At 69.6% G+C, this 19370-nt stretch carries 28 protein-coding genes; 26 read left to right on the forward strand and 2 right to left on the reverse strand.

All coding sequences use genetic code 11. From position 1 onward, the window contains the following. The first annotated feature begins 58 nt into the window (after positions 1-58). The 22 genes from rplN (at position 59) to truA (ending at position 13200) form a co-directional block, all read left to right on the forward strand. Positions 59-427: a 50S ribosomal protein L14 gene (rplN, locus tag ABTW72_RS31970; protein WP_007073026.1), complete on the forward strand. Its 369-nt coding sequence runs from the start codon at positions 59-61 to the stop codon at positions 425-427. Continuing rightward, a complete protein-coding gene (rplX, locus tag ABTW72_RS31975; RefSeq protein WP_172899047.1) occupies positions 424-744 on the forward strand; it encodes a 50S ribosomal protein L24 in 321 nt (106 codons plus the stop codon). The genes rplN and rplX overlap by 4 nt, the downstream gene beginning before the upstream one ends. After that, complete coding sequence (rplE, locus tag ABTW72_RS31980; protein ID WP_091402385.1) at positions 744-1310, forward strand: 50S ribosomal protein L5; 567 nt, start codon at positions 744-746, stop codon at positions 1308-1310. The genes rplX and rplE overlap by 1 nt, the downstream gene beginning before the upstream one ends. Position 1311: 1 nt before the next feature. Next, positions 1312-1497, forward strand: coding sequence for a type Z 30S ribosomal protein S14 (locus tag ABTW72_RS31985; protein ID WP_007465272.1), 186 nt, complete (start codon positions 1312-1314; stop codon positions 1495-1497). 116 nt (positions 1498-1613) lie between these two features. Next, positions 1614-2021, forward strand: a complete 408-nt coding sequence (rpsH, locus tag ABTW72_RS31990; protein ID WP_007465270.1) for a 30S ribosomal protein S8 — start codon at positions 1614-1616, stop codon at positions 2019-2021. Between the two features lie 16 nt (positions 2022-2037). Further along, the gene (gene rplF, locus ABTW72_RS31995; RefSeq protein WP_350865457.1) at positions 2038-2580 is read left to right on the forward strand and encodes a 50S ribosomal protein L6; all 543 of its coding nucleotides are present in this window, start codon (positions 2038-2040) and stop codon (positions 2578-2580) included. Then, positions 2577-2966 (forward strand): 50S ribosomal protein L18, encoded by a 390-nt coding sequence (gene rplR, locus ABTW72_RS32000; RefSeq protein ID WP_091402381.1) that lies wholly within the window; start codon positions 2577-2579, stop codon positions 2964-2966. The genes rplF and rplR overlap by 4 nt, the downstream gene beginning before the upstream one ends. Before the next feature lie 33 nt (positions 2967-2999). Beyond that, positions 3000-3614, forward strand: a complete 615-nt coding sequence (gene rpsE / locus ABTW72_RS32005) for a 30S ribosomal protein S5 (RefSeq protein WP_074314587.1) — start codon at positions 3000-3002, stop codon at positions 3612-3614. After that, complete coding sequence (gene rpmD / locus ABTW72_RS32010; RefSeq protein ID WP_007465262.1) at positions 3614-3796, forward strand: 50S ribosomal protein L30; 183 nt, start codon at positions 3614-3616, stop codon at positions 3794-3796. The genes rpsE and rpmD overlap by 1 nt, the downstream gene beginning before the upstream one ends. Then, positions 3796-4239 carry a 50S ribosomal protein L15 gene (gene rplO / locus ABTW72_RS32015; RefSeq protein WP_088950230.1) on the forward strand — a complete coding sequence of 148 codons (444 nt, stop codon included), beginning with the start codon at positions 3796-3798 and terminating at the stop codon, positions 4237-4239. Before rpmD ends, rplO begins: the two co-directional genes overlap by 1 nt. A gap of 232 nt (positions 4240-4471) precedes the next feature. Further along, positions 4472-5800: a preprotein translocase subunit SecY gene (gene secY / locus ABTW72_RS32020; RefSeq protein WP_112726476.1), complete on the forward strand. Its 1329-nt coding sequence runs from the start codon at positions 4472-4474 to the stop codon at positions 5798-5800. After that, on the forward strand, positions 5801-6454 hold the full coding sequence (locus ABTW72_RS32025) for an adenylate kinase (RefSeq protein WP_088950228.1): 654 nt from the start codon (positions 5801-5803) through the stop codon (positions 6452-6454). A gap of 87 nt (positions 6455-6541) precedes the next feature. After that, positions 6542-7393 (forward strand): type I methionyl aminopeptidase, encoded by an 852-nt coding sequence (gene map, locus ABTW72_RS32030; protein ID WP_350865463.1) that lies wholly within the window; start codon positions 6542-6544, stop codon positions 7391-7393. Positions 7394-7520: 127 nt separating this feature from the next. Then, entirely contained in the window at positions 7521-8072 is a 552-nt protein-coding gene (locus tag ABTW72_RS32035; RefSeq protein WP_350865466.1) for a DUF1707 SHOCT-like domain-containing protein, read from the forward strand. A 308-nt stretch (positions 8073-8380) separates the two neighbouring features. Then, positions 8381-8602, forward strand: a complete 222-nt coding sequence (gene infA, locus ABTW72_RS32040; RefSeq protein WP_007073013.1) for a translation initiation factor IF-1 — start codon at positions 8381-8383, stop codon at positions 8600-8602. A gap of 91 nt (positions 8603-8693) precedes the next feature. Further along, positions 8694-8807 (forward strand): 50S ribosomal protein L36, encoded by a 114-nt coding sequence (gene rpmJ, locus ABTW72_RS32045; protein ID WP_043965539.1) that lies wholly within the window; start codon positions 8694-8696, stop codon positions 8805-8807. Positions 8808-9073: 266 nt separating this feature from the next. After that, positions 9074-9454, forward strand: coding sequence for a 30S ribosomal protein S13 (gene rpsM / locus ABTW72_RS32050; RefSeq protein ID WP_030329917.1), 381 nt, complete (start codon positions 9074-9076; stop codon positions 9452-9454). An 87-nt stretch (positions 9455-9541) separates the two neighbouring features. After that, complete coding sequence (gene rpsK / locus ABTW72_RS32055; protein ID WP_030329919.1) at positions 9542-9949, forward strand: 30S ribosomal protein S11; 408 nt, start codon at positions 9542-9544, stop codon at positions 9947-9949. Positions 9950-9962: 13 nt separating this feature from the next. Further along, positions 9963-10589: a 30S ribosomal protein S4 gene (gene rpsD / locus ABTW72_RS32060; protein WP_350865469.1), complete on the forward strand. Its 627-nt coding sequence runs from the start codon at positions 9963-9965 to the stop codon at positions 10587-10589. Positions 10590-10687: 98 nt separating this feature from the next. Next, positions 10688-11710, forward strand: coding sequence for a DNA-directed RNA polymerase subunit alpha (locus tag ABTW72_RS32065; RefSeq protein WP_007465227.1), 1023 nt, complete (start codon positions 10688-10690; stop codon positions 11708-11710). A gap of 34 nt (positions 11711-11744) precedes the next feature. After that, entirely contained in the window at positions 11745-12302 is a 558-nt protein-coding gene (gene rplQ, locus ABTW72_RS32070) for a 50S ribosomal protein L17 (protein WP_053653920.1), read from the forward strand. Between the two features lie 67 nt (positions 12303-12369). Then, positions 12370-13200, forward strand: a complete 831-nt coding sequence (gene truA / locus ABTW72_RS32075; RefSeq protein ID WP_112622863.1) for a tRNA pseudouridine(38-40) synthase TruA — start codon at positions 12370-12372, stop codon at positions 13198-13200. Positions 13201-13212: 12 nt separating this feature from the next. On the opposite strand, the gene ABTW72_RS32080 is transcribed toward truA, so the two are convergent. Then, positions 13213-14322, reverse strand: coding sequence for a hypothetical protein (locus tag ABTW72_RS32080; protein ID WP_350865474.1), 1110 nt, complete (start codon positions 14320-14322; stop codon positions 13213-13215). A 102-nt stretch (positions 14323-14424) separates the two neighbouring features. On the opposite strand from ABTW72_RS32080, the gene ABTW72_RS32085 reads away from it, so the two are divergent. The 4 genes from ABTW72_RS32085 to ABTW72_RS32100 are packed head-to-tail and all read left to right on the forward strand — an operon-like array spanning position 14425 to position 18548. Then, positions 14425-15030: a class I SAM-dependent methyltransferase gene (locus ABTW72_RS32085; protein ID WP_350865477.1), complete on the forward strand. Its 606-nt coding sequence runs from the start codon at positions 14425-14427 to the stop codon at positions 15028-15030. A 41-nt stretch (positions 15031-15071) separates the two neighbouring features. Continuing rightward, complete coding sequence (locus ABTW72_RS32090) at positions 15072-16751, forward strand: ABC-F family ATP-binding cassette domain-containing protein (RefSeq protein WP_350865480.1); 1680 nt, start codon at positions 15072-15074, stop codon at positions 16749-16751. Further along, positions 16748-17548: a nucleotidyltransferase domain-containing protein gene (locus ABTW72_RS32095; protein WP_350865483.1), complete on the forward strand. Its 801-nt coding sequence runs from the start codon at positions 16748-16750 to the stop codon at positions 17546-17548. The genes ABTW72_RS32090 and ABTW72_RS32095 overlap by 4 nt, the downstream gene beginning before the upstream one ends. A 37-nt stretch (positions 17549-17585) precedes the next feature. Then, on the forward strand, positions 17586-18548 hold the full coding sequence (locus ABTW72_RS32100; RefSeq protein ID WP_350865486.1) for an aldo/keto reductase: 963 nt from the start codon (positions 17586-17588) through the stop codon (positions 18546-18548). A gap of 152 nt (positions 18549-18700) precedes the next feature. Here ABTW72_RS32100 and ABTW72_RS32105 read toward each other — a convergent pair whose 3' ends face one another. After that, a complete protein-coding gene (locus tag ABTW72_RS32105) occupies positions 18701-19300 on the reverse strand; it encodes a hypothetical protein (protein ID WP_502892275.1) in 600 nt (199 codons plus the stop codon). Positions 19301-19370: the final 70 nt, after the last annotated feature.

Here is a 19370-nt window from a genome sequence, read left to right on the forward strand (position 1 = left end):
TTCCGCCAGGCTCCGGCCGCTACGGCGGCCGGAGAACCGGCAGACATAGGAGATAGACGTGATTCAGCAGGAGTCGCGACTGCGCGTCGCCGACAACACGGGTGCTCGGGAGATCCTGTGCATCCGGGTTCTCGGTGGCTCGGGTCGGCGCTACGCGAGCATCGGCGACGTCATCGTGGCCACGGTCAAGGACGCGATCCCGGGTGCTGGTGTGAAGAAGGGCGACGTCGTCAAGGCTGTCGTCGTTCGCACCGCCAAGGAGAAGCGGCGTCCGGACGGCTCGTACATCCGCTTCGACGAGAACGCCGCCGTCATCATCAAGGACGGCGGGGACCCGCGTGGAACCCGTATCTTCGGCCCGGTGGGCCGGGAGCTGCGGGACAAGCGGTTCATGAAGATTATTTCCCTCGCGCCGGAGGTGTTGTGACCGTGAAGGTCAAGAAGGGCGACACGGTCGTCGTCATCGCCGGCAAGGACAAGGGTGCCAAGGGCAAGGTCATTCAGGCCTACCCGCGGCAGGACAAGGTCCTGGTCGAGGGCGTGAACCGGGTCAAGAAGCACACCCGCATCAGCACCACCCAGCGTGGCGCCAAGACCGGCGGCATCGTCACTCAGGAGGCCCCGATCCACGTCTCGAACGTGCAGGTCCTGGACTCCGACGGCAAGCCGACCCGCGTCGGTTACCGGATCGACGACAACGGCCAGAAGGTCCGCATCGCGCGTAGCACCGGTAAGGACCTGTGATGACCACGGCTACCGAAAAGACCCTGCCGCGCCTCAAGGAGCGGTACCGCAACGAGATCGTGGCCCAGCTGCGTGAGCAGCGCAGCTACGGCAACCCCATGCAGGTGCCGCGGCTGGTCAAGATCGTCGTCAACATGGGTGTCGGCGAGGCTGCTCGCGACGCCAAGCTGATCGACGGCGCGGTCCGCGACCTCGCCACGATCACCGGCCAGAAGCCGCAGGTGCGGCGGGCGACCAAGTCCATCGCGCAGTTCAAGCTCCGCGAGGGCATGCCGATCGGCGCGAAGGTCACCCTTCGCGGCGACCGGATGTGGGAGTTCATGGACCGGCTGCTCTCCATCGCGCTGCCGCGTATCCGCGACTTCCGCGGCCTGGACGGGCGCAAGCTGGACGGGCACGGCAACTACACGTTCGGTCTGACCGAGCAGTCGGTGTTCCACGAGATCGACCAGGACCGGATCGATCGCCAGCGGGGCATGGACATCACGGTGGTCACGACCGCCACGACCGACGACGAGGGCCGGGCGCTGCTCAAGCTCCTGGGCTTCCCGTTCAAGGAGAACTGAGATGGCCAAGAAGGCGCTGATCATCAAGGCGGCCGCGAAGCCGAAGTTCTCGGTTCGCGCGTACACCCGCTGCCAGCGGTGCGGGCGTCCGAAGGCGGTCTACCGCAAGTTCGGGCTCTGCCGGGTCTGCATCCGGGAGATGGCTCACCGCGGTGAGCTGCCGGGCGTGTCCAAGGCTTCCTGGTAAGGGCGACCGCGTCCCGGCCGTCGGCCGGGAACTCCTGCACCGATTAGGTATTGCTCTTCGCCGTAGGCCCGGGGCTGATGCCCCGGGAACCCCGGCGAGAAAGGCTGACGAAATCCATGACGATGACCGACCCGATCGCAGACATGCTCACGCGTCTGCGTAACGCCAACCAGGCGTACCACGATCAGGTGAAGATGCCCTACTCCAAGATCAAGGCGAACATCGCCGAGGTCTTGAAGGCCGAGGGTTACATCGCCACCTGGTCGGTCGAGGAGCCCGAGGAGGGCGCCGTCGGCAAGCGACTGGTCGTCGAGCTGAAGTACGGCCAGAACCGCGAGCGGAGCCTGGCCGGCATCAAGCGCGTGTCCAAGCCCGGTCTCCGGGTGTACGCCAAGTCGGACGGGCTCCCGCGGGTGCTCGGTGGGCTGGGCGTGGCGATCATTTCGACGTCCCAGGGGCTGCTGACCGACCGGCAGGCCCGCAAGCGGAGTGTTGGCGGGGAAGTCCTCGCCTTCGTCTGGTAACGGGAGACAGGTAGAAATGTCGCGAATTGGACGTAAGTCGATCCCGGTGCCAGCCGGCGTCGACATCACGATCGACGGGCAGACCGTCAAGGTCAAGGGCCCCAAGGGCCAGCTCCAGCACACCCTCGCCGAGCCGATCACGATCGACCGGGACGAGGATGGGCAGCTGAGCGTCAACCGGCCGAACGACGAGCGCAAGGCCAAGGAACTCCACGGCCTGAGCCGTACGCTGGTTGCCAACATGATCGTCGGGGTCACCGAGGGCTACCGCAAGAGCCTGGAGATCGCCGGCACCGGTTACCGGGTCACCGCCAAGGGTTCGGACCTCGAGTTCGCGCTCGGGTTCTCGCACCCGGTGGTCGTCTCCGCCCCGGCGGGCATCACCTTCACGGTGGAGCGGCCGACCCTGTTCCACGTGGCTGGCATCGACAAGCAGCAGGTCGGTGAGGTCGCCGCCAACATCCGGAAGATCCGCCCGCCGGAGCCCTACAAGGGCAAGGGCGTCAAGTACCAGGGCGAGGTCATCCGCCGCAAGGCTGGAAAGGCAGGTAAGAAGTGAGCGCCACGCTGCTCAAGCGCCGCCGCGGTGTCGCCGCCAAGCGCGCCGTTGGGCGTGCGCGTCGACACTTCCGCGTCCGCAAGAACGTCAGCGGTACGGCCGAGCGTCCGCGCCTGGTCGTCACCCGCTCGCTGCGGCACATGGTCGCCCAGGTCGTCGACGACACCAAGGGTCACACCCTGGCGTCGGCGTCGACCCTGGACGCCTCGCTGCGCGGTGCGGAGGGCGACAAGAGCGCCCTGGCTGGCAAGGTGGGCGCGCTGCTCGCCGAGCGGGCCAAGGCCGCCGGCGTCTCCAAGGTCGTCTTCGACCGCGGCGGCAACCGGTACGCGGGGCGAGTCGCCGCGCTTGCCGACGCCGCCCGCGAAGCCGGGCTCGAGTTCTAACAACCCCGTCACGAGAGAGAAGGAAGGCTGCTGATGCCAGGTCAACAGCGCCGTGGCGGCGGGTCCGGTGGCAACGAGGGTGGTCGCCGCGACAACCGCCGTGAGGGCGGCCGCGGAAACGCGCCCGTCGAGAAGACCCCGCACCTTGAGCGGGTCGTCGCGATCAACCGCGTCGCCAAGGTCGTGAAGGGTGGTCGTCGCTTCAGCTTCACCGCCCTGGTGATCGTGGGCGACGGCGACGGCACGGTCGGCGTGGGCTACGGAAAGGCCAAGGAGGTGCCCGCGGCCATCGCCAAGGGTGTCGAGGAGGCCAAGAAGCACTTCTTCAAGGTCCCGCGGATCGGTCAGTCGATTCCGCACCCGGTGACGGGTGAGGACGCCGCTGGTGTGGTGCTGCTCAAGCCGGCCTCGGCCGGTACGGGTGTCATCGCCGGTGGACCGGTGCGTGCCGTGCTGGAGTGCGCTGGGATCCACGACGTGCTCTCCAAGAGCCTCGGTTCGTCGAACCCGATCAACATCGTGCACGCCACCGTGGCGGCCCTGAAGGGGCTTGAGTCCCCCGAGCAGGTCGCGGCGCGTCGTGGTCTGCCGGTGGAGGACGTCGCGCCGGCCGCCATGCTGGCGTCGCGTGCGGGGGTGGCGCACTGATGGCACGCCTGAAGGTCACCCAGCTCCGGTCCGGTATCGGGACCAAGCACAACCAGCGTGAGTCGCTGCGTTCGCTCGGTCTCAAGCGGATCAACGACGTGGTGGTCAAGGAGGACCGGCCCGAGATCCGCGGCATGATCTTCACTGTGAGCCACCTCGTGAAGGTCGAGGAGGTCGAGTAATGACGATCAAGGTGCATCACCTGCGCCCGGCGCCCGGTTCCAAGACCGCGAAGACCCGTGTGGGTCGCGGTGAGGGTTCCAAGGGCAAGACCGCTGGTCGCGGTACCAAGGGTTCCAAGGCCCGCAAGAACATCTCGGCGGCGTTCGAGGGTGGGCAGATGCCCATCCACATGCGCCTGCCGAAGATGAAGGGCTTCAAGAACAAGTTCAAGGTGGTCTTCCAGGTTGTCAACCTGGACCGACTCGCTGAGCTGTTCCCGAATGGTGGTCAGGTCGGCCCGCTGGAGCTCGTCGAGTCCGGCGCGGTCCGCAAGGGTCACCCGGTTAAGGTCCTCGGCACCGGGGATCTCGGCGGTGTGGCGCTCCAGGTGTCCGCGCACGCGTTCAGTGCGTCGGCCAAGGAGAAGATCGCTGCCGCCGGTGGCTCCGCCACCGAGCTGTAAGGCGTACGACCATGGCGCCCGTCCAGTTGAGAGCAACTGGCGGGCGCCATGGTCTGCCTGGGGCCTGAGCGCCCGGTAACATCGGAATCGATTTATGTAGTCGGGCGCATCTGCCCGGACCGGGGTGAGGCTGTTAGAGTCCCATCCCAGCCATGGATTGCGGGCACTCGCCCGTGATCCACCCCGACCCGCCAGGGATCACCGGCGGCCCGCCTCGCGCAGGAGGAAGAAGTTGCTGTCCGCCTTTCTCAGTGCGTTCCGTACGCCTGACCTGCGCAAGAAGCTGCTGTTCACAGTAGGCATCATCGCGGTCTACCGGCTGGGTGCAACGCTCCCCAGCCCGGGCGTCTCGTACGGCAACGTGCAGAAGTGCCTCGACACCATCCAGGGTGACACCACCGGGGTGGTGAACCTTCTCAACCTCTTCTCCGGCGGAGCGCTGCTACAGCTCTCGGTCTTCGCGCTGGGCATCATGCCCTACATCACCGCGTCGATCATCCTGCAGCTGCTGACCGTCGTGATCCCCCGCCTTGAGCAGCTCCGCAAGGAGGGCCAGGCCGGTCAGGCGAAGATCACCCAGTACACCCGCTACCTGACCCTCGGTCTCGGTGTGCTGCAGGCCTCGGCGTTCGTGGCCCTGGCCCGCTCGGGCCAGCTGTTCCAGAACAGGTGCGACCAGTTCCCGATCATCCCGACCGGCACCGGCATCCCGGACTGGCTGACCCTGACCATCCTGGTGATGACGATGACCGCCGGCACCGGCATGGTCATGTGGCTCGGCGAGCTGATCACCGACCGCGGCGTCGGCAACGGCATGTCCGTCCTGATCTTCACCTCGATCGCGGCGCGGCTGCCCAGCGAGGGCTGGCAGATCAAGACCAGCAAGGGCTGGGACATGTTCGCCCTGGTCATCGCGCTGGTCCTGGTGGTCATCACCGCTGTCACCTTCATCGAGCAGGCGCAGCGCCGGATCCCGGTGCAGTACGCCAAGCGGATGATCGGCCGGCGGATGTACGGCGGCACCTCGACCTACATCCCGCTCAAGGTCAACCAGGCGGGTGTGATCCCGGTCATCTTCGGCTCGTCGCTGCTCTACCTGCCGCAGTTGGCGCTGCAGTTCTTCGACCAGACCGACCCGGGCAAGACCCAGTCGTGGATCCAGAACAACCTGGTCAACCCGAGCAGCCCGATCTACATCTCGGTCTACTTCCTGCTGATCATCTTCTTCACGTACTTCTACGTCTCGATCACGTTCAACCCGACCGAGGTCGCGGACAACATGAAGAAGTACGGCGGGTTCGTGCCGGGCATCCGCCCGGGCAAGCCGACCGCCGACTACCTGGACTTCATCCTCAGCCGGATCACCCTGCCGGGCGCGCTCTACCTCGGCGTCATCTCGATCCTGCCGAACTTCTTCTTCATCTGGCTGGACAACCAGCAGTACCAGAACTTCCCGTTCGGCGGCACCGCTGTGCTCATCATGGTCGGCGTCGGTCTGGAGACCGTGAAGCAGATCGAGAGCCAACTCATGCAGCGGAACTACGAAGGGTTCCTGCGGTAGATGAGACTCGTTCTGGTTGGCCCGCCGGGCGCGGGCAAGGGCACGCAGGCCGAGTTCATCGCCGCGCACCTCTCGGTGCCGAAGATTTCGACCGGAGACATCTTCCGGTCGAACGTCACCCAGGGCACGCCGCTCGGTGTCGAGGCGAAGCGGTACATGGACGCGGGCGAGCTGGTTCCGGACGAGGTCACCATCAACATGGTCCGGGACCGGCTGGCCGAGCCCGACGCCAGCGAGGGTTTCCTGCTCGACGGCTTCCCGCGGACGACTCCGCAGGCGGCCGCTCTGGACAAGCTCCTGGCCGATCTGGGCACCGCCCTGGACCTGGTCCTGGAGCTGGTCGTCGACGACGACGAGGTGATCCGGCGGCTCTCCGGCAGGCGTACCTGCCGGGGCTGCGGCAAGATCTGGCACGTCGAGTTCGACGCCACCACCCGGCCCGGCATCTGTGACCGGTGCGGCGCCGAGCTGTTCCAGCGCGACGACGACAAGCCGGAAACGATCGCCACGCGGCTTCGTGAGTACAGCGAGAAGACCGCACCCCTGGTCGACTACTACGGCGCTCAGGGCAAGCTGGTCGGGATCGACGCCACCGGGCCGGTGGAGGACGTCACCACCCGGGCCATCGACGCGTTGCGGTCGTACGGCGGCTGAGGTCCGGCCGGGCCACGGCGGATAGAGTGCGAACAGCGGGGTACGCGTTATGTGCCCCGCTGTTCGGCAACGAAAGGTAACCGCTCCATGCGTCGTCCCCAGCTGGACATCCAGCTGAAGACCCCTGACCAGATCGAGAAGATGCGGGCCGCCGGGCTGGTGGTGGCCGAGGCGCTGCGCCGGATGCGGGAGGCTGTCGCCCCCGGTGTGAGCACCGCCGATCTGGACGCCATCGCCGAGGCGACCATCCGCGAGGCGGGCGGTGTTCCGTCGTTCAAGGGCTACCACGGTTTTCCGGCGTCCATCTGCTCCTCGGTCAACGAGCAGATCGTGCACGCCATCCCGTCGCCGAAGCAGGTGCTTCAGGCCGGTGACCTGATCTCCATCGACTGCGGCGCGGTGCTGGACGGGTGGCACGGCGACTCCGCGATCACGGTCGGGGTCGGTGACGTCGACCCGGCGCTGCTGAAGATGGCCGAGGTGGCCGAGGACGCGATGTGGGCCGGCATCGCCGCCGCTGCGCGTGGCGCGGCCAGCGGCAAGGGCCGGCTCACCGACATCTCGCACGCAGTGGAAACCGCCGTCCGCAAGGGCGGCCGGTACGGCATCGTCGACGGCTACGGCGGGCACGGCATCGGCACCGAGATGCACCAGGACCCACACGTGCTCAACCACGGTCGGCCGGGCAAGGGTCCGCGACTGGTCCCCGGGATGGCCCTGGCCATCGAGCCGATGATCACCATGGCGTCCCCGCGTACCGCCGAGTTGGCCGACGGGTGGACGGTCGTCACCCGGGACGGCTCGGTGGCCGCACACGTCGAGCATTCGATGGCGCTGCTGCCGGACGGCGTCTGGGTGCTCACCGCGTTCGACGGTGGCCGGGCCCGCCTGGGCGACCTGGTGACCGCCCGCCAGCCCGCAGCCACAAGAACGCCCTGATCGACCCCGGCCTCGGCTCCCCGCCGTTGTTCATGAGGTTGCAGCCCTGACCGGCGGGCAACACCTTCATGATCGTCCGGCGTCCGGGGTCGGGCGGGAGTGGCGCGACGGTGGCATGCTTGCCGGCATGGACGGGCGCGACGGGATGCGAGCCGCGGACTCGGACCGTGCGGCGGTGGCCGACCGGTTGCGGGTCGCCCTCGACGAGGGTCGACTGGATCTGCACGAGTACGACGAGCGGTTGCAGCGGGCCTACGCGGCACGTACGTACGCCGACCTTGAGGCCCTGCTCACCGACCTGCCGCCGGTGACGCCGGCGCAGCGGTCGGGCCTGGCGCCGGTTGCCGGGCCGACGGTGAGCCTGCTGGGAGACGAGCTCGACCCGGCCCTCAGCAGGGGCGTCACCGCCCGCTGGATGGCCGAGGTGTGGTTCCCGTACCTGCGGGTGATCGCCATCGTGGTGACCATCTGGGCGGTGGCGTCGCTACTCAGCCAGGACCTGCTCTACTTCTGGCCGGGCTGGGTGGCGGGGCCGTGGGGTGCGGTGCTGGTGGTCCGCACGGTCAGCGGGCTGGCCGCGAAGGAGCCCCAACGCCAGGCCGTCAAGCGCCAACGCCGCCGGGAGCGCAAGCAGGCAAAGCGCGCCCTCAAAACGGACGACCAGCCCCCAGCCTCCTGAACCACCCCGACCACCCCACTCGTTGATCATGAAGTTGTTGCCGCCGTCGTGGTAGCCGCTTCATGATCAACGGGGCTGAGGGCGGGGTCGGACGGGGCGGCGCGCGGGTTGGTGGGTGGTCGGTTTGGCGGGGGACCGCAGGCCGGCGTACACTTTCAGATCGGCGCACAGCGTCCACTCCGGCATGCCCACCCTGCGCTTCGGTGGGAGCTGGAGCCGCGGCTGGCGCGGTCTTCTGATTCTGATCAGATTTCCGTGTAAGACGTTGTGGGCCGCCCGGAGCAATCGACGTCAGGACAGCGGAGGACATGCCGAAAAAAGACGGAGCCATTGAGATCGAGGGTCGGGTCATCGAGCCCCTGCCGAACGCCATGTTCCGGGTGGAGCTCGCGAACGGCCACAAGGTGTTGGCTCACATCAGCGGCAAGATGCGGCAGCACTACATCCGCATCCTTCCGGAGGACCGGGTCGTCGTCGAACTTTCGCCGTACGACCTGACCCGCGGGCGCATCGTCTACCGCTACAAGTAGTCCTGACGACGGCCGGGAAGTCCCGTGTCCGTCTTCGACGTCCGGCGTCGCGCAGAGCGCGTAGCCGGGCCAGATGGGAAGTAAGGCAACCGTGAAGGTCAAGCCGAGCGTCAAGAGGATCTGCAACAAGTGCCGGGTTATCCGCCGGCACGGCCGGGTCATGGTCATCTGCAGCGACCCGCGCCACAAGCAGCGCCAGGGCTGACTCAGCCCGTCCGGCCGGAGCACGGCCGGGTGGCGTTGGTCCAGGCAGATCCCCAGCGACACACACATCACACATGCTCGTCCCAGCCGCGAGCGGTACGCCAGACGTACCTCTGCGTGGCTGACCCCCGGTCGGAGGCCGGGGCCCGCTCGGGCAGCGACCGATCCCGGTCGCCGGCGCTCACCGCGTCGGAAAGACGGGACGGCCGGTAGCGGGGTGGGACGGGTCCACACCTCCGCCACACATCACGAGGAGTACGCCCGCACATGGCACGTCTAGTCGGCGTGGATCTCCCCCGCGAGAAGCGGTTGGAGATCGCGCTCACCTACATCTTCGGGGTCGGTCGCACCCGCGCCCTGGAGACACTCGCCGCCACCGGCATCTCGCCGGACAAGCGCGCTCGGGACCTCACGGACGAGGAGCTCGTGCAGCTCCGCGACCACATCGAGGGCAACTACAAGGTTGAAGGCGACCTGCGCCGCGAGGTCGCCGCTGACATCCGCCGCAAGGTTGAGATCGGCTGCTACGCCGGCATCCGGCACCGCCGGGGCCTGCCCGTGCGTGGCCAGCGGACCAAGACCAACGCCCGGACCCGCAAGGGCCCGAAGCGGACCGTCGCCGGCAAGAAGAAGCCCGGCAAGAAGTAGTTCTTAACCGGATGACGGGGTCGGCCGCCGCCGAGGTGGGTCAGGCCGCAACCCAATCCGGAAAGTCAACTAGGAGCGCACAGACTTATGCCACCGAAGGCTCGTGCCGGAGCCGCTGTAAAGAAGGTCCGGCGCAAGGAACGCAAGAACGTCGCCCACGGGCAGGCGCACATCAAGAGCACGTTCAACAACACCATCGTGTCCATCACGGACCCGACCGGTGCGGTCATCTCCTGGGCCTCCGCTGGCCAGGTCGGCTTCAAGGGCTCCCGCAAGTCGACTCCGTTCGCTGCGCAGCTGGCCGCCGAGGCTGCCGCGCGTCGCGCCATGGAGCACGGCATGCGCAAGGTCGACGTGTTCGTCAAGGGCCCCGGCTCCGGCCGGGAAACCGCCATCCGTTCGCTGCAGGCAGTGGGCCTCGAGGTCGGGCAGATCGCCGACGTCACCCCGCAGCCGCACAACGGATGCCGTCCGCCGAAGCGTCGCCGGGTCTGAGAGGTAGAGAGAGATGGCTCGTTACACCGGTGCAGACTGCCGCCGTTGCCGGCGGGAGAAGATGAAGCTGTTCCTCAAGGGCAGCAAGTGCGATGGTCCGAAGTGCCCGTTCGAGTCCCGGCCGTTCCCGCCCGGGCAGCACGGCCGCGGCCGCACCAAGGAGACGGAGTACCTGCTCCAGCTCCGTGAGAAGCAGAAGGCCCGCCGGGTTTACGGCGTGCTGGAGAAGCAGTTCCGCGGTTACTACGAGGAAGCCGTCGGCAAGCAGGCCAAGACCGGTGAGGTCCTCCTGCAGATCCTCGAGTCGCGGCTGGACAACGTCGTTTACCGGGCCGGCTACGCCCACTCGCGGGACATGGCCCGCCAGCTGGTCAAGCACGGTCACTTCACGGTGAACGGCAAGAAGGTCGACATCCCGTCGTACCGCGTCAAGGAGCACGACATCATCGAGGTTCGGGGCAAGAGCAAGGAGCTCACCCCGTTCATCGTCGCGCAGGCTCAGGCCGGCTCGAAGGCGGTTCCGGCGTGGCTCGAGGCCATCCCGAGCCAGATGAAGGTGCTCGTGCACTCCCTCCCGGCCCGGCAGGTCATCGACACGCAGGTCCAGGAGCAGTTGATCGTCGAGCTCTACTCCAAGTAGTCCGAGCTCGTTCGGTGGCCCGCCCTTCGGGGCGGGCCACCGGAACAGTTTGTGTCGTGGGCGTCAAATAGCGGGCGCCCCGGAAGAGAAGAGAAAAGATGCTCATCAGCCAGCGACCCTCCCTCTCCGAGGAGTCGATCAACGAGACCCGGTCCCGGTTCGCCATCGAGCCGCTGGAGCCGGGCTTCGGCTACACCCTGGGCAACTCGCTGCGGCGTACGCTGCTGTCGTCGATCCCGGGCGCGGCCGTCACCTCGATCAAGATCGACGGTGTGCTGCACGAGTTCACCACGATCCCCGGTGTCAAGGAGGACGTGGTCGAGCTCGTCATGAACATCAAGGAGCTGTGCGTCAGCTCCGAGCACGACGAGCCGGTCAGCATGTACCTGCGTAAGCAGGGCCCGGGCGACGTGACCGCGGGCGACATCCAGCCCCCGGCCGGCGTCTCGGTGCACAACCCGGATCTCAAGCTCGCCACCCTGAACGGCAAGGGCCGGCTCGACATGGAGCTGACCGTCGAGCGGGGCCGGGGCTACGTGACGGCGGCGCAGAACAAGCAGTCCGGCGCCGAGATCGGCCGGATCCCGGTCGACTCGATCTACTCGCCGGTGCTGAAGGTGACCTACCGCGTCGAGGCGACCCGTGTCGAGCAGCGCACCGACTTCGACCGGCTGATCATCGACGTCGAGACCAAGCCGTCGATGGGTCCGCGTACCGCGCTGGCCTCCGCCGGTTCGACGCTGGTGGAGCTGTTCGGGCTCGCCCGGGAGCTGGACGAGACCGCCGAGGGCATCGACATCGGGCCGTCCCCGCAGGACGCCCAGCTGGCGGCGGACCTCGCTCTGCCGATCGAGGAGCTGGACCTCACCGTCCGCTCCTACAACTGCCTCAAGCGCGAGGGCATCAACTCCGTTGGTGAGCTCATCGGGCGTACCGAGGCCGACCTCCTCGACATTCGCAACTTCGGTCAGAAGTCGATCGACGAGGTCAAGATGAAGCTCGCCGGGATGGGTCTCGGGCTGAAGGACTCGGCTCCGAACTTCGACCCGGCGCACGTCGTGGACACCTTCGGCGAGGCCGACTACGACACCGACGACTACCGCGAGACCGAGCAGCTCTAGTCCGCGCTGCCGCCACAACTGAGGAGCACCAAAAATGCCCACGCCCACCAAGGGCCCCCGCCTCGGCGGCAGCCCCTCGCACGAGCGGCTGATGCTGGCCAACCTGGCGACCGCGCTGTTCCAGCACGGGAAGATCCAGACCACCGAGACGAAGGCCCGGCGGCTGCGCCCGCTGGCCGAGCAGCTCATCACCAAGGCCAAGCGCGGTGACCTCGCCTCGCGGCGTCGGGTGCTGGGTGTCGTCAAGGACAAGGACGTGGTCTACGCCCTGTTCGACCAGATCGCGCCCCGGTACTCCAACCGCCCCGGCGGTTACACCCGGATCGTGAAGACCGGTCCGCGCAAGGGTGACAACGCGCCGATGGCCATCATCGAGCTGGTGGAGGAGCTTCAGGTCGCCGAGCCGAAGGTGAACAAGAAGACCGCCGCCCGCAAGGCCGCGCAGCAGGACAAGGTCGAGGCGCTCGCCCCGGCCGACGAGGCCCCGAAGTCGGCTCCGGCCGATCAGGACTCCGAGGCGCCGGTGTCGGCGTCCGGTGACACCGACGCCGCCCGCGAGGACAGCGACGAGGCCACCGAGAACAAGGCCTGATCAAGGGCATTGTCGGGCCCGGCACCCCATCGGGGTGTCGGGCCCGACCCGTAACAGGAGGTACGAGGTGGACGAGCGGATCCGGCTGCGGCTGGACGTCTCGTACGACGGCACCGACTTCTCCGGCTGGGCAGCCCAGCCGACCAGGCGCACCGTCGCGGGGGTGCTCGTCGAGACCCTGGACCTGGTCCTGGGCGCCGGCACGGCCACCGGGCTGACGGTGGCCGGGCGGACCGACGCGGGAGTGCACGCCACGGGGCAGGTGTGCCATGTGGACCTGCCCGTGGACGTGTGGCGGCAGCACGAGGGACGGCTGCTGCGTCGCCTGGCCCGGCTGCTCCCCACCGACGTGCGGGTACGGGCGATGACCGAGGTACCGGCCGACTTCGACGCCCGGTTCTCGGCCACCTTCCGGCGCTACGAGTACCGGGTCACCGACGCCCCCTTCGGTGCCGAGCCGCTGCGCCGTCACGAGGTACTGGCCTGGCCGAAGCCGTTGGACCTGGCCGCGCTGAACGCCGCCGCGACCGGGCTGGTGGGGGAGCACGACTTCGCCGCGTACTGCCGGCGCAAGGAGCACGCCACCACGCTGCGCGAGGTGACCCGGCTGGACTGGCGTCGCGACCCGGACGGCATCCTGGTCGCCACCGTGCAGGCCGACGCGTTCTGCCAGGCGATGGTGCGCAGCCTGGTGGGAGCCATGCTGGTGGCCGGGGACGGCCGCCGCCCGGTCGAGTGGCCGGGCACCCTGCTCACCCAGCGGGAGCGGTCCAGCGAGGTGACGGTGGCCCCGGCACGCGGACTGACCTTGGTCGCCGTCGGCTACCCGGCGGATCCGGCCGAGTACGCCCACCGTGCGACCCTCACCCGCCGGTTGCGGGTCCCGGTCGAGGGTTGACCGTCCGCGGGGTCAGTCGCCCGGCAGATCGCCCTGGTTGGCGTTGCTGCCGGTAGGTGCCGCCGTCGGTTGCGCGGCGGTGCCACCGTCGGCCCGGCTCTGCAGCACGCCCCGGCTGAGGTGCAGCTCGATCATGTCGAACAGGATCTCGCGGACCTTGGCGTCACCCGCCTTGACCGCCGCCCCGTCCTTGCGGACCACCAGCGCGTACGCCAGGTAGTGGCCACGGACCTGCCAGCCGACGCGTGCCGGAGCGCTGGCCAGGACATCGGTGCCGTCGGCGTCGTCGCCGGTGAGGCCACGGAAGCGGCCCTGCCGATCGTCGAGCAGTTGCCGGAGCCGGTCTCGGGCTCGTTCCGCGCTGACCTTGTCGGTGAGGTTGAACAGGCCGGCGGTGACCAGGTGGCTGTCGTCGGGCGTACTCAGCGTCGCCCGGACGACCTGGTTGCAGCCGAGCCGAACCAGCAGGTCGGCGACCTCGTCGGTGGCGGCGACGGCGCAACTGCCGCTGGACTGTGTCTTGAGCACCTGGTAGCTGGGCTGGCCGTCGGTGAGCTTCAGCTCCTTGCCGGGGAAGAGTTCCTTGGCGGTGAGCGGGGCCTGGTCGGTGTCCCGGGAGTCGAGGGCCAGCCGTTCCGCCGGTGCCGACGTCGGGGCGGCGTTCGGCTGGTACGTCGGGTTGCTCTGCGGCTGCTCGCCGCGGTCGACGAGCAGCGCGGCGGCGCCGAGACCGCAGAGGGCGAGCAGCACCAGGACGGCTGCGCCGCCGATCAGTACCTGCCACAGTCGGCCGCCGCCGCGCCGGCCGGGCGGCTCCGCCGACGTCGCCGAGGTGTAGATCTGGCTGCGCGGCGGGGCGGGCGGAATGTCGGCACGTGTCGGCAGTGGCTGCGGCGCATCGGCGCGGGCGGCCGGACCGGGCTGCGGCTCAACGGCACGAGCCGGCGCTGGCTGCGACGAGGGCAGCGAGAGCTGGTTCGGCCGGGGCAGCGACGGCGTGGGGAAGCGCGACGGAGAGGGCCCGGCCGCCGGGGGCGGACCGGCGCCGAGCACCGACAGGTCGGACCCGGGCTCCGGGTACTCCTCGAAAGCGTCCTCATCGGACTGGTACCGATACACCATGTCGCCCAGAGTAGGAGTCATTGTCCCTTTAGGGGGTAATATCGGGGAAATGTGCGTGTGGGCCGTGTCAGGTCCGCCCCGGACCGGTGCGAGAATTGCCGGGTGACCGGCGACCACTACTTCACCGCTCAGCCCACCAGCGACGCCCCGGCGCGCGAGGTCGAGTTCTCCGTCGCCGACCGCGACTACCGGCTCTCCTCGGCCGGCGGGGTGTTCTCCGCCAGCCGGCTCGACCCGGGCACCGCGGTGCTGCTGCGCAAGGCCGAGCTGCCCGCCGCCGACACCACCGGCGATCTGCTCGACCTCGGCTGCGGGTTCGGGCCGATCAGCTGCGTGCTGGCCGACCTCGCACCCACCAGCACCATCTGGGCCGTCGACGTCAACGCCCGGGCCCGCGAGTTGACCGCCGTCAACGCGGCTCGGGTCGGCGCCGCCGACCGGGTCCGGGTCAGCGCTCCGGACGACGTTCCGGACGGGGTCCGCTTCGCCCAGATCTGGTCGAACCCGCCCATCCGGATCGGCAAGGACGGGCTGCACGACCTGTTGCTGCGCTGGCTGCCCCGACTCGCCCCGGACGGCGTCGGATGGTTGGTCGTCGCCCGGCACCTCGGCGGCGACTCGCTGCAACGCTGGCTCACCGAGCAGAGCTGGCAGGTCGAGCGGTACGCCAGCCAAAAGGGCTTCCGGGTGCTGCGCGTCACCCGGTAATTGGATGTACCCCCCGACCCTTGCTGGGGCAGGATCCCGGCGTGGGATACGTGGACGTGGCAGCGGTCGGGCACATCCTCCCCGACGGTCGGGAACTCTTCGCCGACGTGTCGTTCCGGGTCGGGGAGGGCAGCAAGGTCGCCCTGGTCGGGCCGAACGGCGCGGGAAAGACGACGCTGCTGAGGATGGTCGCCGGCGACCTGCCGGTGCGCAGCGGGGTCGTCGCGCGGGCCGGTGGGCTGGGTGTGATGCGCCAGTTCATCGGCATGATCGGTGACGAGTCGACCCTCGCCGACCTGGCGCTGTCGCTGGCCCCGCCGGCGCTTCGCGACGCCGGCCGGCGGCTCGGCGAGACCGAGGCGGCCATGCGGGCGGCCGAGGCCCACGGCAAGTTCAGCAACGCCGCGGGCAAGGCCCAGCTGGCGTACGCCGATGCGCTCGGCGCCTGGGGCGAGGCCGGCGGGTACGACGCCGAGGTGCTCTTCGACACCGTCGCGACCATCGTGCTCGGCCAGCCGTGGGACGCCGTACGGGATCGTCCGGTGCGTACTCTCTCCGGCGGCCAGCAGAAGCGCTTCGCTCTGGAGTTGCTGCTGCGCGGCCCGGACGAGGTGCTGCTGCTCGACGAACCGGACAACTTCCTCGACGTGCCCGGCAAGCGCTGGCTGGAGGCGCGACTGCGCGAGTCGACGAAGTCGGTGCTCTACGTCTCGCACGACCGCGAGCTGCTGGCCCAGAGCGCCGACCGGGTGGTCGCCGTCGAGGGTGGCAGCGCCTGGGTGCACCCGGGCGGCTTCGCCAGCTGGCACGAGGCCCGGGTGGCTCGGCACGCCCGCCTCGACGAGCTGCGCCGGCGCTGGGACGAGGAGCACCAGAAGCTGCGCGAGCTGATGCTGATGTACAAGCAGAAGGCCGCGTACAACGACGGGTTGGCCTCGCGTTACCAGGCCGCGCAGACCCGGTTGCGCAAGTTCGAGGAGGCCGGGCCGCCGCCCGTACCGCCGAAGGACCAGGACATCCGGATGCGGCTCAGCGGCGGGCGGACCGGCAAGCGCGCGGTCGTCTGCGAACAGCTGGAGCTCGACGGCCTGACCTTCCCCTTCGACCTGGAGATCTGGTACGGCGACCGGGTGGCGGTGCTCGGTGCCAACGGCACCGGCAAGTCGCACTTCCTGCGACTGTTGGCCCGCGGCGGCACCGACCCGGACCCGGCCAACGGGCCGGTCGACGGCGCGGGCGCGCTCGCTCCGGTGGCGCACGAGGGCACGGCCCGCCTCGGTGCCCGGGTCCGCCCCGGGCACTTCTCCCAGACCCACGACCGGCCGGAGCTGATGTCGAAGACACTCGTCGAGATCCTCTGGCGGGGTGACGAGCACCGCACCGGGATGGACCGGCACGCGGCGATGGGTGTGCTCAGTCGCTACGAGCTGGCCGCGCAGGGCGACCAGCGCTTCGGCACGCTCTCCGGCGGGCAGCAGGCCCGGTTCCTGGTGCTGCTGTTGGAGCTGTCCGGGGCGACCCTGCTGCTGCTCGACGAGCCCACCGACAACCTCGACCTGGCCAGCGCGGAAGCGCTCGAAGCGGGCCTGAACGCCTTCGAGGGCACCGTGATCGCGGTCACCCACGACCGCTGGTTCACCCGCTCCTTCGACCGGTTCGTGCTGTTCCGAGGCGACAGCGAGGTGGTGGAGACCCCGGAACCGGTCTGGGACGTCGGGTGATCCCCGCCGACCTGCCCGACCGGCTGTGCGGCGTCGACGGGGTGGTCGCCGTGGCACTCGGCGGTAGTCGGGCACGCGGCGAGCAGCGCCCGGACTCCGACTGGGACCTGGGTCTCTACTACCGGGGTGAGCTGGACGTGCCGGCGCTGCGTGCGGTCGCCGCGACGGTCGCCGACGACACCGACGTCGCGCTCACCGCCCCCGGTGGTTGGGGCCCCTGGGTCGACGGGGGTGGTTGGCTGCGGATCGGCGGGGTCGCCGTGGACTGGATCTACCGGGACCTCGACCGGGTGCACCGCGTCTGGGCGGACTGTCGGGCCGGCCGGTACGAGGTCGGGGTGCAGGCCGGGCACCCGCTCGGGTTCTACTCGTCCGCCTACGCCGGCGAGGTGGCGTTGTGCCAGGTGCTGGCGGACCCGACCGGCCAGCTGACCCGCCTGCGGGACCAGACTCGCGAGTATCCGCCCGCGCTGGCCGACGCACTGGTGGCTGGCGGCTGGGAGGCCGGGTTTCTGCTGACCGGCGCGGCCAAGGCCGCCATCGGCGGAGACAGCGGGTACGTCGCCGGCTGCCTGTTCCGGACGGTCGGGGTACTCGCCCAGGTGCTGCACGCCCGGACGGGCCGGTGGCTGGTCAACGAGAAGGGGATGATCGCCGCCGCGGGGCGACTGCCCGGTGCTCCGCCGAACTTCACCCAGCGGGCGCAGGCGTTGCTCGGGGCCATCGGACGTAGCCCCGTCGAGCTGGCCGCGACCATCGACGCCGCCCGCGAGCTGGTCACCGAGGTGGTCGGCTGAGCCGCCGCCGAGGTGGTCCGCGCCGGGCCGGCATAGGGTGGATCTCGTGACTGAGATGACCTATCGCCGGCTGGGCGACTCCGGGCTCGTGGTGTCAGTGGTCGGCATCGGCTGCAACAACTTCGGCCGCAAGCTCGACCTCGACGGCACCCGGGCGGTGGTGGACGCCGCCCTGGACGCCGGGATCACCCTCTTCGACACTGCCGACATCTACGGTGAGCCGCAGGGCGGCTCAGAGGAGCTGCTCGGGCAGGCGCTCAAGGGTCGCCGGGACGACGTGGTGGTGGCCACCAAGTTCGGCATGGACATGAACGGCCTCAACGGGCCGGACTACGGCGCGCGTGGTGCGCGGCGCTACATCGCCCGCGCCGTGGAGGCGTCGCTGCGCCGGCTCGGCACCGACCACATCGACCTGTACCAGATGCACGAGCCCGACCCGGGCACCCCGATCGACGAGACCCTCGCCGCCCTGGACGACCTGGTCCGCGACGGCAAGGTGCGCTACCTGGGCAACTCCAACTTCGCCGGCTGGCAGATCGCCGACGCGGACTGGGTCGCCTCGTCCAACGGTCGGTCCCGCTTCATCAGCGCCCAGAACCACTACAGCCTGCTGGAGCGCTCGGTGGAGGCCGAGGTGATCCCGGCGTGTGAGCGGTTCGGCCTCGGCATGCTGCCGTTCTTCCCGCTCGCCAACGGTCTGCTCACCGGCAAGTACAAGCGCGAGGCTCAGCCGCCGGCCGGCAGCCGTCTCTCCGGCGGCGGCCGGTACGCGGAGCGGCTCGCCGCTGCCGACTGGGACACCATCGAGGCGATCGAGGCGTACGCGACCGAGCGGGGGCTGACGATGCTCCAGGTGGCGATCGGCGGGCTGGCCGCCCAGCCGGCGGTGACCTCGGTGATCGCCGGTGCCACCACGCCGGAGCAGGTGCGCGCCAACGCCGCCGCCGGCACCTGGGAGCCCAGCGACGACGATCTGGCAGCGCTGCGCGCCGTCCTCTGAGGGCCTGATCCACTCGCGTTTCTTGACGTCGGGGTGACCTGCGGTCCGGGAAGCCCCGACGTCAAGGATGCCGAGTCGAGCACAGTCGATCAGACGACGCCGGGCCGGGCCGCTCGTCGCGGCCCGGCCCGGTGTCGTTGCATGCTGTGTGGTCAGTCGGTGCGGCGGCGGCCGAAGAGCATGGCCACCCCCATGGCCGCGGCGACGAGCACGAGACCGGCCGCCGCGAGCGGCCACCAACCGGTGCCCGCCCCGCCGTCCGCTGGCTTGGTCACCGCGACCGGCGCGGGCGCCGGCGGTGACTGCGCCGCCTTAGCCTGGACCGTGGCGGTGGCCTTGCTCTGAAGCGGAGCGGGGGAGTTCACCGACACCTTCCACGTGCCGGTGGAGAGCACCGGGCCGCTGCTGTAGAAACCCTGCCCCTCGGGCTGCGGTTCGAGCTGCACCGGCCCGACCCGCTGCCCGTCCGGGCCGGTGGCGGTCAGGACCAACCGCACCACCTGTTCCAGCCGGCGGCCATCGGCGTAGGTGGCCTGGATGGTGACGCCCTGAGCCCCGTCGCCGGCCACAGTGAGTTTGAGCTTGTCGGCCTGCGCCGCCGGGGCGGCCTGAGCGGCCTGCGCCGCCGGGGCGGCCTGAGCGGCCTGCGCCGCCGGGGCGGCCTGAGCGGCCTGCGCCGCCGGGGCGGCGGCGGACAGGGTCAGGGCCAGCCCGACGAACACGGCGGCCACCACCTTGCGGATACCCGTCACGGACATCTCCTCCCTACCGATGAGGGAGGCCCCTCCCCGACGCCGCAGCGCCGGGAAGGGGCCCCGTCGG

The organism is Micromonospora sp. NPDC127501, assembly GCF_040302185.1.
In the GTDB taxonomy this organism is placed as follows: domain Bacteria; phylum Actinomycetota; class Actinomycetes; order Mycobacteriales; family Micromonosporaceae; genus Micromonospora.

Excerpts from the sequence above, each read along its gene's own strand:
- rpsD (WP_350865469.1), top strand. The coding sequence starts at position 9,963 with ATGGCTCGTTACACCGGTGCAGACTGCCGCCGTTGCCGGCGGGAGAAG.
- rpmD (WP_007465262.1), top strand. The coding sequence starts at position 3,614 with ATGGCACGCCTGAAGGTCACCCAGCTCCGGTCCGGTATCGGGACCAAG.
- rpsK (WP_030329919.1), top strand. The coding sequence starts at position 9,542 with ATGCCACCGAAGGCTCGTGCCGGAGCCGCTGTAAAGAAGGTCCGGCGC.
- ABTW72_RS32025 (WP_088950228.1), top strand. The coding sequence starts at position 5,801 with ATGAGACTCGTTCTGGTTGGCCCGCCGGGCGCGGGCAAGGGCACGCAG.
- ABTW72_RS32065 (WP_007465227.1), top strand. The coding sequence starts at position 10,688 with ATGCTCATCAGCCAGCGACCCTCCCTCTCCGAGGAGTCGATCAACGAG.
- ABTW72_RS31985 (WP_007465272.1), top strand. The coding sequence starts at position 1,312 with ATGGCCAAGAAGGCGCTGATCATCAAGGCGGCCGCGAAGCCGAAGTTC.
- rpsE (WP_074314587.1), top strand. The coding sequence starts at position 3,000 with ATGCCAGGTCAACAGCGCCGTGGCGGCGGGTCCGGTGGCAACGAGGGT.
- ABTW72_RS32080 (WP_350865474.1), bottom strand. The coding sequence starts at position 14,322 with ATGGTGTATCGGTACCAGTCCGATGAGGACGCTTTCGAGGAGTACCCG.
- map (WP_350865463.1), top strand. The coding sequence starts at position 6,542 with ATGCGTCGTCCCCAGCTGGACATCCAGCTGAAGACCCCTGACCAGATC.
- ABTW72_RS32035 (WP_350865466.1), top strand. The coding sequence starts at position 7,521 with ATGGACGGGCGCGACGGGATGCGAGCCGCGGACTCGGACCGTGCGGCG.
- infA (WP_007073013.1), top strand. The coding sequence starts at position 8,381 with ATGCCGAAAAAAGACGGAGCCATTGAGATCGAGGGTCGGGTCATCGAG.
- rplE (WP_091402385.1), top strand. The coding sequence starts at position 744 with ATGACCACGGCTACCGAAAAGACCCTGCCGCGCCTCAAGGAGCGGTAC.
- rpsH (WP_007465270.1), top strand. The coding sequence starts at position 1,614 with ATGACGATGACCGACCCGATCGCAGACATGCTCACGCGTCTGCGTAAC.
- rplF (WP_350865457.1), top strand. The coding sequence starts at position 2,038 with ATGTCGCGAATTGGACGTAAGTCGATCCCGGTGCCAGCCGGCGTCGAC.
- rplO (WP_088950230.1), top strand. The coding sequence starts at position 3,796 with ATGACGATCAAGGTGCATCACCTGCGCCCGGCGCCCGGTTCCAAGACC.
- rpsM (WP_030329917.1), top strand. The coding sequence starts at position 9,074 with ATGGCACGTCTAGTCGGCGTGGATCTCCCCCGCGAGAAGCGGTTGGAG.
- rplQ (WP_053653920.1), top strand. The coding sequence starts at position 11,745 with ATGCCCACGCCCACCAAGGGCCCCCGCCTCGGCGGCAGCCCCTCGCAC.